We start from the raw sequence: 11,000 nt of genomic DNA, 5'->3' as shown, positions 1-11,000 counted from the left end.
TGATCGCCCGCGACTACCTTGGCGAGGATGACTTCGTCATGTACCTCGGCGACAACTTCATCGTCGGCGGCATCGAGCCGCTGGTGAGGCGGTTCGCGTTCCTCGAGGTCAACACCCGCCTGCAGGTCGAGCACCCGATCACCGAGTCCACCACCGGGTTCGACCTGGTCAAGGCGCAGCTTCGGGTGGCATCCGGCGGCAGGCTCCAAGGCGCGCCGCCGGCGGAGCGCGGGCACGCCATCGAGGCCCGGCTGAACGCCGAGGACCCCGACCGCGACTTCGCGCCCTCTCCGGGCCGCATCGTGCGGCTGGACCTGCCCGCCGGGCCGGGCATCCGCGTGGACACCGGCGTCAGCGAGGGCGACACCATCCCCGCCGCCTTCGACTCGATGATCGCGAAGATCATCGCCTATGGCCGCGACCGTGACGAGGCACTCGGCAGGCTACGCCGGGCGATGGCGCAGACCACGGTGATCATCGAAGGCGGCGCGACGAACAAGAGCTTCGTGCTCGACCTGCTCGACCAGCCCGAAGTGATCGACGCCAGTGCGGACACCGGCTGGATCGACCGCGTCCGCGGCGAGGGCAGGCTCGTCTCGCACCGGCACTCCGCCGTCGCGCTGGCGGCCGCCGCCATCGAGGCGTACGAGGAGGAGGAACGCGTCGAGCGGCAGCGGCTGCTGTCGACCGCGTCCGGCGGGCGTCCGCAGGTGCGGCACGAGAGCGGCCGGCCGCTGGACCTCAAGCTGCGTGGCGTCGGCTACCGCGTGCGCGTCGCACGGGTCGGCGCGCACCGGTTCCGCGTCGGCGTCCAAGCGGGTGACGACGTCCGCACCGCCGAAGTCGAGCTCGACCGCTTCGACCGGCACACCGGGCAGATCATCGTCAACGGCACCCGGTACCGCCTGCTCACCGGCACACACGGGCCGATCCACCTGGTCGAGGTGGACGGCGTGACGCACCGGGTCAGCCGCGACGAGGGCGGCGTCGTCCGCTCGCCCGCTCCCGCGCTGGTCGTCGCCACGCCGCTGAAGGCCGGCGCCGAGGTGGAGGCGGGCGCGCCGGTGCTCGTGCTGGAGAGCATGAAGATGGAGACGGTGCTGCGGGCGCCGTTCAGGGCGCGCCTTAAGGAATGCGTCGTGTCCGTGGGCAGCCAGGTGGAGACCGGTGCGCCGCTGCTTCGGCTGGAGCCGCTCGCCGGCGACGACGCCGAAGCCGAGGACACCTCGGCCGCCGGGTCCGTCGAGCTGGACCTGCCCGCCGCGCCCGGGAGGATCCCGGCGCGGGAGCGCGCCACGCGCGGCCAGGAGGACCTGCGCAGCCTGCTGCTGGGCTTCGACGTCGACCCGCACGACGAACGCCGGGTGCTCGACGACTACCTCGCCGCCCGACGGGCTGCCACCGAGGAAGGCCTCCGGCCGCTGGCCGAGGAAGTCGAACTCGTCGCGCTGTTCGCCGACCTCGCCGAGCTGAGCCGCAACCGCCCGGCGGGAGAGGACGGCGGCGGTGACGGTCACGTGCACAGCGCCCGCGAGTACTTCCACACCTACCTGCAGAGCCTCGACGTCGAGCGGGCCGGGCTGCCGGAGGCGTTCCAGTCCAAGCTCGCCAAGGCGCTCGGGCACTATGGCGTCACCGGGCTGGAGCACTCCCCCGAGCTCGAAGCCGCGGTGTTCCGGATCTTCCTCGCCCAGCAACGCGCGTCCGCCGACGCCACGGTCGTCACGACGTTGCTGCGCGCGTGGCTGCGCGAGCCGCCGCCGGACGAGACGCTGCGCGAGCCCGCCGGTCTCGCGCTGGAGCGGCTGGTCTCCGCCACCCAGGTCCGCTTCCCGGTGGTCGCAGACCTCGCGCGCGGCGTGGTGTTCGCCTGGTTCGGCCAGCCGCTGCTGCGCCGCAACCGCGCCCGCGTCTACGCCGACGTCCGCAAGCACCTGCGTCACCTGGACGCCCACCCGGACGCTCCGGACCGCGCCGAGCGGATCGCCGAGATGGTGCGCAGCACCGAGCCGCTGGTGCGGCTGCTCGGCCAGCGGCTCAACCGCGACGACCTGGACGACTCGATCATGCTGGAGGTGCTGACCCGGCGCTACTACGGCAACAAGGGTCTCACCGGCGTCCGCACCAGCCAGGTCGCGGGCTGCACGTTCGTGGTCGCCGAGCGCGCGGGCTCGCGCGTGGTCTCCTCCGCTGTGAGCTTCACAGCGCTGGGCAGCGCGCTGCGCGGGCTCGCGGAGCTGGCGCGCGGCGAGGAGGCCATCGACGCCGACATCTATCTCGCCTGGGAGCGGCAGCCGGAGGACTCCGACGCCATGGCGGCCGCGTTGCACGAGGTCATCAGGGCGCACCCGCTGCCGGACCAGGTCCGCAGACTCACCGCCACCGTCGCGGGCAGCGGCGGCGCGGTGATGCACCAGCACTTCACGTTCCGCCCGTCGACCACGGGGATGACCGAGGAGCGGCTGATCCGCGGCCTGCACCCGTACATCGCGCAGCGGATGCAGCTGGAGCGGCTGAACAGGTTCGACCTCACCCGCCTGCCGTCGTCGGACGAGGAGGTCTACCTTTTCCAGTGCGTGGCGCGGGAGAACCCGTCGGACGACCGCCTCGTCGCGTTCGCGCAGGTGCGCGACCTGACCGAGCTGCGTGAGCACGACGGCAGGCTCGTCGCGCTGCCGACGGCCGAGGACACCATCGCCACCTGCCTCGACTCGATCCGCCGCGCGCAGTCGCGGCGGCCGTCGAAGAAGCGCCTCACCACCAACCGGATCGTGCTCTACATCTGGCCGCCGAGCGACCTCACCCGCGCGGAGCTGGAGATGATCGCCGGGCGCGTGCTGCCGACGAGCGCGGGAGCCGGGCTGGAGGAGATCCTGTTGATCGCGCGGCAGCGTGACCGGAAGACCGGCGAGCTGACCAAGATCGCCGTGCGCATCTCCTTCGACGCCACCGGCGGCACCGAGCTGACCATCGGCGAGCCGTCGGCCGACCCGGTCGAACCGGTCGACGACTACCGGCAGAAGGTGCTGCGCGCGAGCGGCCGCAACACGGTGTATCCGTACGAGCTGACCGGGCTGCTCGGCGACTTCGCCGAGCACGACCTCGACGACGACCACGCGCTGGTGCCGGTCGACCGGCCCAAGGGGCGCAACACCGCGGCGATCGTCGCGGGCGTGGTCACCACGCCGACCCTGCGGCACCCGCAGGGCGTCACCAGGGTCGTGCTGCTCGGCGACCCGACGAAATCGCTCGGCGCGGTGTCAGAGCCGGAGTGCCGCCGGGTGATCGCCGCGCTCGACCTGGCCGAGCGGATGCGGGTGCCGCTGGAGTGGTACGCGCTGTCCTCCGGCGCCCGGATCTCCATGGAGTCCGGCACGGAGAACATGGACTGGGTGGCCGCGGCGCTCAAGCGGATCGTCGAGTTCACCCAGGACGGCGGCGAGATCAACATCGTGGTCGCGGGCATCAACGTCGGCGCGCAGCCGTACTGGAACGCCGAGGCGACGATGCTCATGCACACCAAGGGCATCCTGGTGATGACACCGGACTCGGCGATGGTGCTCACCGGCAAGCAGTCGCTCGACTTCTCCGGTGGGGTGTCGGCCGAGGACAACTTCGGCATCGGCGGCTACGACCGGGTGATGGGCCCGAACGGGCAGGCGCAGTACTGGGCGCCGAACCTGGCCGCCGCCCGGGAGGTGCTGATGTCGCACTACGACCACACCTACGTCGCACCCGGCGAGCAGGCGCCCCGGCGGGCGACGACGAGCGACCCCGTCGACCGCGACATCTCCGACTTCCCACATGCCATGGCGGGCAGCGACTTCACCACCGTCGGCGAGATCTTCTCCGCCGAGGCCAACCCGGACCGCAAGAAGCCGTTCGACATCCGGACCGTGATGCGGGCGCTTTCCGACCAGGACCACCCGGTGCTGGAACGCTGGGCGGGCATGGCCGACGCGGAGACCGCGGTGGTTCGGGACGTGCATCTCGGCGGCATGCCGGTGTGCCTGCTCGGCATCGAGTCACAGGCGGTTCCGCGGCGCGGCTTCCCGCCCACCGACGGCCCGGACACCTACACCGCGGGCACGCTGTTCCCCCGGTCCTCGAAGAAGGCCGCCCGGGCGATCAACGCGGCCAGCGGCAACCGGCCGCTGGTGGTGCTGGCGAACCTGTCGGGTTTCGACGGCTCGCCGGAATCGATGCGGAAGCTGCAGCTGGAGTACGGAGCCGAGATCGGCCGCGCGATCGTGAACTTCCGCGGGCCCATTGTGTTCTGCGTGATCTCGCGGTACCACGGCGGCGCGTTCGTGGTGTTCTCCAAGGCGCTGAACCCGAACATGACCGTGCTCGCGCTGGAAGGCTCGTTCGCCTCGGTCCTCGGCGGCGCCCCCGCCGCCGCGGTGGTGTTCTCCGGCGACGTCAGCGCCCGCACCGCGGCCGACCCGCGCGTGCGAGACCTGGAGGCCCGCGTCGCGGCCGCCTCCGGCGCCGACCGCGCCGTGCTGAGCGCGGAGCTCGACGAGCTCCGCTCGTCGGTGCGGGCGGAGAAGCTCGGCGAGGTGGCCACGGAGTTCGACCGCGTGCACAACATCCAGCGCGCGGTCGAGGTCGGCTCCGTCGACGCCGTCATCCGCGCCGCGGAACTGCGCCCCCGGATCATCGAGGCCATCGAGTCCCGCCTGTCCTGACAGCGCCGGCGGACGCGGCAGCACGCCGGCCACCGGCCCGCCACACCCTCCCGCTCATCTCGTGACGGGCCGGTCCTGGTCGCCCGGGGGAAAACCGAGGCCGGCACGTGCCAGGCCGGACTCGTAGGAGTACACCACCGCTTGCACCCGGTCGCGCAGCCCCAGCTTGGCCAGGACACGGCTGACGTGCGTCTTGACGGTGCCCTCCGTCACGTAGATGCGCGCGGCGATCTCCGCGTTGGACAGGCCGCGGGCGACGAGCGCCGGCACCTCGCGCTCGCGCTCGGTCAGTGCCTCCAGCGCCGTGGCCGTGGTCGGGGTCCCCGTAGTACTCGTCGAAAATCGGGCGGATATGGCTGACCAGCAAAGATCGGGTTTAGGTGCTTTCCCGGTTGCTGGTCATGCGGGCGGTGAGTTCGTCGGCGTTGGGTGTCCAGGCCCCTCGCTGGGCGTCGAGCCCGTCGAGGCGACGGTGGGTGCCTTCTTTGCTGGGCTTGAGGTAGCGCTGGAGGTGCGGCGGTCTTCGTGGCCGGAGAGGTTCATCAGGTCGGCTTCGGTGGCGCCGTCCTCGCCCGGCCCCACCTCGACATCGAGGTGTGCCCGACCCGGAGCACGTTCCCTGGATCGACCCCGACCCATCCGGCCTGGCGAACGGCCCGGTGTCAGCGGCTTCACCGATCAGAAATCCTCCGCCACGTCGTCAGTTCTGTTAGTTTTCGCACCGGTGGAAGGATTGATGACCATGACCGACACCAGACCGCTGGGCGCCGACGAGGCCACGTTCCTCGCGGCGGTCCGCTCAGGCGACACGGCGCGGTTCGCACTCATCACGGAGCGCCACCGGCGTGAGCTGCAGGTGCACTGCTACCGGATGCTCGCGAACTACGAGGACGCCCAGGACCTGACGCAGGAGACGTTCCTGCGAGCGTGGAACAAGCGGGAGTCGTTCAAGGGCCACGCGGCCCTGCGGACCTGGCTGTACCGAATCGCGACGAACGCCTGCCTCGACTTCCTGGAGAAGCGCAACGACCGCACCCCCGTACCGTCCGAGCTGCCGGACCCCGGCTCCGAGGTGCTGTACCTGCAGCCCTACCCCGACCGGATGCTCCCCGAGGACCCGCAGGAATCGGTGGTGGCGCGGGAGACGATCGAGCTGGCGTTCATCGTCGCCGTCCAGCACCTGCCGCCGCGGCAGCGGGCGGTGTTCATCCTGCGCGACGTCCTCGGCTGGCCGGCGTCGAAGGCCGCCGACGCCCTCGAGCTGACCATCGCATCGGTGACCAGCGCACTGCAGCGGGCCCGTGTGACGATGCGCGAGCAGCTGCCCGACCGCCGCCTCGACTGGCGGAGCCCCGCCACCCACGAGCTGTCGAATGACGAGCGCGGCGTGGTGAAGTCGTATATCGACGCCCATGAGCGCAACGACCTGGACGGGCTGATGTCCCTGCTGCGCGACGACCTGCGCTTCGCGATGCTGCCCGAGCCGGGCACCTCGGTCATCACGGCCAAGGACGCGGTGGACGGCTGGGTCTCCGGTGGGCTCTTCCAGCGCGGCCACGACGACTGGCGTTGTATCACCACGACGGTCAACCGCATGCCTGCCGCCGTGCTGTACCTCCGCACCCCCGACGACCCGGAGTACCGGCTATTTACCATCGCGGTCCTGCACATCATCGACGGGAAGATCACCGAGCTCACCGGATTCGACGCCACCGACAAACCATGGCTGGGCCTGCCCCCGACACTGTCATCAGACAAAGGCCCCATCGTCGACGAGTCCAGCGCACGGGCCGCCGTCACCGAAGTCACCGCGGAATGAGCACCCCGACCAGCTGAACACCACCGCGACAACGCGAACACCACCGCCCCGCCGGCGTTGCCGGCGGGGCATCTTCATGCCCGAAGAACATCGTCACGATCAACGACGCCGTCGCCCTCATCTCCAGCAAGTCGGTCAACAGCTCACTCGGAACGCAAAAAGGGGCCCGGGGAAGGTTCCCTCACAGCCGAGGGTCACGGTGAGCACGCCAGGAAGGATTTCGACCTGGCCTCACGAGCCCAGGACCTGGCCTCACGAGCCGAGCATCTGGCCCGTGCTCATCGCCTCGTCTCGTATCGGGTCAGCACCACGCCGCCGGGAAACGTCCGCGTCTCCACCAGGTTCAGGTTCACCCAGCTGTCCAGGGCCGTAAAGAACGGCGTGCCGCCGCCCACCAGAACCGGGTGGGTGACCAGCACGTACTCGTCGATCAGCCCGGCCCGCATGGCCGCTGCGGCAAGTGTGGCGCCGCAGATGTCCATGGGGCCGCCGTCTTCGGCCTTGAGCCTGGTGATCTCGGCGACCGCGTCGCCGGTGACCAGGCGGGTGTTCCAGTCGACCTTGTCGATCGTCGAGGAGAACACCACCTTCGGCATGTCCCGCCAGCGGCGCGCGAACTCGATCTCCGCCGGGGTGGCGCCGGGCTGCTGGTCGGCGGTCGGCCAGTGGGAGCTCATCCCCTCCCACAGCTTGCGCCCGTACAGCGCCAGGCCGGTCGCGTCCACCCGGTCGGACCACCACTGGAACAGCTCGTCGCTCGGTTCGCTCCAGCCGAGGTCGTCGCCGGGCGCGGCGATGTAGCCGTCCAGGCTCAGGTTCATGCCGAAGATCAGTTTCCGCATCGTGCCAGCCTTTCGTGAGTCGATCTCACACGTACAGACGGGCACGGCGCGGAAACCTAATCGGTGCGCGATCTGCGTCCGCAGGTAGTCCTCGCGTTCCGGACTCGGCACGGCGTACTCGGCTGGGCTCGAACACTGCCCACCGGATCTCGACTTCACCCTCGTACGGGCAGCGGCGCACCCAGGGCCGGCTCTCCCCGACCGCTGCTGCCGTCTGCCCGGACGGGAATGCCTTCCACGGCCACCTGCAACAGAGGCTGTCTACTTTCGCAGAGGCGTTGCGGTAGCGCTCGACGCGCTCGCTGCGCGAGCAGGAGTGTGAGCGATCTGGGTCCCCGAACGCCTGGTCACACAGCTACAGCGCCGGTCAGGCCCTCTCACCGCGCTGGAGATCGCCAACCGGTTCCCGACGCTGGGCATCTCGCTCGGCGACCAGCGGCCGCACGTGCCCGGCAAGATCCGCGAGTACCTACCTCTCCCAGCGCCGACGCGGCTTGGCGACCTCGGCCTTCACCGCGGCCGGGGACGCCTCCATCGGGCCGGTGGCCAGCCACCGCAGACGGGTCATGCGGATCTCCGGATCGGTGATCAGCAGCCCGTCCAGCGCGGCGCACCGTGCCTCGGTGAACTCGTGCGCCAGCCGGTCGAACGTCTCCCGCTGCGCCTCGGCGCGGGCGTGGGCGACCCGCTCGACCACGGTCACCGGTCCCGGACGGATCACGCGTGCCGAGATCAGGTACTCGCACCCGAGCCGGAACAGCAGGGTCGGCGAGTCGTGTTCCATCGCCCTGGCGAGCAGGAACTCGTCTAGTTCCTTGAGCTCCAGCGTGGTCGGCAGCCGCCACCCCAGATACTTCGCCACCAGCCGCAAATGCTCGGTCCGCGTCTTCGCCCGCCGCCCGTACGAGCGCAGCCCGGCCGGGTCGACGCCGAGCTGCTCGGCCAGCCTGGCCACCGCCACCGGCGGGGCCGAAAGCACCTTGTCCGGCACGAACCCGAGCCACGGTACATAACGCCACGGCCAAGCCGAGCCGGTCCGCCGGACCACGGCCCCGACCGGGATCGACGAACGCGACATCCGCCGGAGTCAGGGTGAAGAACCTCGCTAGCTCGTCGCTGCCAATCTCCGGGAACCCCCGCAGGCGCTTCAGCTCCTCGTCCGCGAACACCTGCGTCGCCAAGAAAGACCTCCCGCCAGGCCCACAGATTCCCAGCTCAGAAGCCTACCCAGCCATATCCGCCCGATTTTCGGCGAGTACTACCGGGACCTCGACGCGGTGAAGCTCAGCAACTACGACTTCCAGACCAGCATCGGCGTCGACACCATGGCACGCAAGCTCATCATGAGGCAGTAGTCGAGGCCCCTCCGCGACGACGGCCGATCTTCCCTCACTCCATGATCGTTGGACCCGTCTCCCCTCAGTGGCTTGAGGGCTTGGCGGGGCCCTCGCCCGCGGCGTCGGCGTAGCGGCGGGCCAGGCGCGCGAAGGCGTCCTTGAGCTCGGCCGGGCCGACGACCTCGATGCCGGCGTCGAACCTGCCGATGGTGGCGGCCAGGCCGGTCCATGACCACGAGCCCAGGACGAGCCGGCAGCGGTCCGGACCGAGCTCCTCGACCAGTCCGTCGCGGGTGTAGCGGGACACCGCGGCGGCGGGGAGGTCGAGGATCACCTCGCCGCGGCAGGGCCAGTCGGCAGAGCCGTTGGAGCCCCGGAACCTGCCGGCCACGAAGGCGGCCACCTCACCTCCGGGCAGCTCACGCGGGGTGAAGCGGGGCCCCGCAGGGGTGCGCGGGGTGATCCGATCGGCGCGGAAGGTGCGCCAGTCGTCGCGGTCGAGGTCCCAGGCGACCAGGTACCAGCGTCCGCCCCAGGCGACGAGGTGATGGGGCTCCACCCGGCGGGGCGGGGTCCGCACGCCGTCGTCCACCCCCGGCGGGGACGCGGGAGCGTACTCGAAGCGCAGCACCTCACGGGCGTGGACGGCGGCGCCGAGAGCCGCGAGCACGCTGCCGCCGACCTGTGGGTCCGGCCGGATCGCGGGGCGCTCGACCGCGGTGACCTGGAGGGTGTCGATCCGGCGGCGCAGCCGTGCGGGCATGACCTGCCGGACGGTGTTCAGCGCGCGCGCCGCGGCTTCCTCGACGCCGGCACCGGCGGTGGCGGCCATCTGGAGCGCGATGGCCAGAGCTACGGCCTGCTCGTCGTCGAACAGCAACGGGGGCAGCTCCGTACCCGCGTCGAGCCGGTATCCACCGTCGGGCCCCTTGAAGGCCACTATGGGATAGCCGAGCTCGCGCAGGCGGTCGACATCGCGGCGCACGGTGCGCGGGCTGATGTCCAGCCGCTCGGCCAGCAGCGCCCCCGGCCAGTCCCGGCGCACCTGGAGCAGCGAGAGCAACGACAGCAGTCGCGCGGAAGTCTTCGGCATGACTCCGATATTGCCCTGAGAAGCGGCCACATCCTGGCCGCTTTCCCTGTGATTCTCGTCGTGTGCCAGACAACGAGAACGACTGGAAGGGCCCGATCACCGTGAGCGCCACGACCACGCCTGCCTCAACGCTCGACGCCGAGCGAGGCGAGCTGCTCGCCGAGCTGGCGACCGTTCGATCCGCCCTGACCAATACCATCCGCGGGCTCAGCGACGAGCGACTCGCCGAGCGCCCTACGGTCAGCGCGCTGTGCCTGGGCGGGCTGATCAAGCACGTCGCCTCCATCGAGGAAGGGTGGATGCGCTTCGTGGCCGAGGGCCCGTCGGCGATGCGCTACGACCTGCCCGACGGTGTCACCTGGGCCGACCTCGCGGCCGGTACCGCACGCGAGGTCCCGCAGTGGGCGATCGACCACCAGAACGACTTCCTGATGTTGCCCGGCGACACGCCGGCCGGGATCCTCGCGCGCTACGAACAGGTCGCCGCCCGCAGCGAGGAGATCGTCGCCGCCGTCCCCGATCTGTCGGCCACGCACCCGCTGCCGGAGGCGCCCTGGCACGAGCCGGGAGCGGTGCGCAGCGTGCGCCGGGTGCTGTTGCACGTCATCGCCGAGACCGCCCAGCACGCGGGGCACGCCGACATCCTGCGCGAGACGCTCGACGGGCAGAGATCAACCTGACGGGTGCGCTCCGGGACCGGCACGGCCAGGACCAGGGCCGGCTTCCCAAAGCGGCCCCTGTCCGGGCGACCGTTCAGCGCAGCTCGTTGATGCGGATCAGGTTGCCCGCGGGGTCGCGGAAGGCGCAGTCACGGATCCCGTACGGCTGCTCGGTCGGCTCCTGGACGACCTCGGCGCCGCTGGCCTCCAGCCGCGCGAAGGCGCCGTCGAGGTCGGCGGTCGCCAGGACGATGCGGACGTAGCTGCCCTTCGCCATCATCTCGGCGATGGTCCGGCGCTCCTCCTCGGTGAGGCCGGGGTCGGCGGCCGGCGGCTCCAGGACGATCGACGTGCTGGGCTGGTCGGCGGGTCCGACCGTGATCCAGCGCATCCCGCCGTATCCGACATCGTTGCGGACCTCGAAGCCGAGGGTGTCGCGATAGAAGGCCAGGGAGGCGTCCGGGTCGGTGTGCTCCGTCTCCTGATGAGACGGGCCGGCTGGACCATGGGAGGAGGGAACTCCCCCCGCCGGCTGCCCGGGGTTCCGGTGTCTGTCGTG

General features: G+C 70.9%; 5 protein-coding genes and 3 pseudogenes. 3 read left to right on the top strand and 5 right to left on the bottom strand.

Features of this window, described 5'->3' with window-relative positions; all coding sequences use genetic code 11:
* Positions 1-83: 83 nt before the first annotated feature.
* On the top strand, positions 84-4,691 hold the full coding sequence (locus tag AB0B89_RS31150; RefSeq protein WP_358559935.1) for a carboxyl transferase domain-containing protein: 4,608 nt from the start codon (positions 84-86) through the stop codon (positions 4,689-4,691).
* A 54-nt stretch (positions 4,692-4,745) separates the two neighbouring features.
* Here AB0B89_RS31150 and AB0B89_RS31145 read toward each other — a convergent pair.
* Positions 4,746-4,991: pseudogene (locus AB0B89_RS31145) on the bottom strand (response regulator transcription factor); the annotation flags it as partial.
* Between the two features lie 442 nt (positions 4,992-5,433).
* Here AB0B89_RS31145 and AB0B89_RS31140 point away from each other — a divergent pair.
* Positions 5,434-6,510, top strand: coding sequence for an RNA polymerase subunit sigma-70 (locus tag AB0B89_RS31140; protein WP_358559933.1), 1,077 nt, complete (start codon positions 5,434-5,436; stop codon positions 6,508-6,510).
* A 278-nt stretch (positions 6,511-6,788) separates the two neighbouring features.
* Here AB0B89_RS31140 and AB0B89_RS31135 read toward each other — a convergent pair whose 3' ends face one another.
* From AB0B89_RS31135 to AB0B89_RS31125, 3 genes and pseudogenes are all read right to left on the bottom strand, one after another.
* Complete coding sequence (locus tag AB0B89_RS31135; protein ID WP_358559931.1) at positions 6,789-7,352, bottom strand: dihydrofolate reductase family protein; 564 nt, start codon at positions 7,350-7,352, stop codon at positions 6,789-6,791.
* Positions 7,353-7,821: 469 nt separating this feature from the next.
* Positions 7,822-8,521: pseudogene (locus AB0B89_RS31130) on the bottom strand (DUF4158 domain-containing protein).
* 250 nt (positions 8,522-8,771) lie between these two features.
* Complete coding sequence (locus tag AB0B89_RS31125; protein ID WP_358559929.1) at positions 8,772-9,782, bottom strand: WYL domain-containing protein; 1,011 nt, start codon at positions 9,780-9,782, stop codon at positions 8,772-8,774.
* Between the two features lie 62 nt (positions 9,783-9,844).
* Here AB0B89_RS31125 and AB0B89_RS31120 point away from each other — a divergent pair, with 62 nt between their 5' ends.
* Complete coding sequence (locus AB0B89_RS31120; protein WP_358559927.1) at positions 9,845-10,462, top strand: DinB family protein; 618 nt, start codon at positions 9,845-9,847, stop codon at positions 10,460-10,462.
* Positions 10,463-10,535: 73 nt separating this feature from the next.
* On the opposite strand, the pseudogene AB0B89_RS31115 reads toward AB0B89_RS31120, so the two are convergent.
* A pseudogene (locus AB0B89_RS31115) lies at positions 10,536-10,907 on the bottom strand (VOC family protein); the annotation flags it as partial.
* Positions 10,908-11,000: the final 93 nt, after the last annotated feature.

The sequence above is a fragment of the Sphaerisporangium sp. NPDC049002 genome (assembly GCF_040649355.1).
Lineage (GTDB): Bacteria > Actinomycetota > Actinomycetes > Streptosporangiales > Streptosporangiaceae > Sphaerisporangium.
This window is presented reverse-complemented; position numbering and strand designations above follow the sequence as displayed.

Bases quoted from the DNA above. Each gene is read 5' to 3' on its own strand.
- AB0B89_RS31140 (WP_358559933.1), top strand. From the start codon at position 5,434: ATGACCGACACCAGACCGCTGGGCGCCGACGAGGCCACGTTCCTCGCG.
- AB0B89_RS31135 (WP_358559931.1), bottom strand. From the start codon at position 7,352: ATGCGGAAACTGATCTTCGGCATGAACCTGAGCCTGGACGGCTACATC.
- AB0B89_RS31125 (WP_358559929.1), bottom strand. From the start codon at position 9,782: ATGCCGAAGACTTCCGCGCGACTGCTGTCGTTGCTCTCGCTGCTCCAG.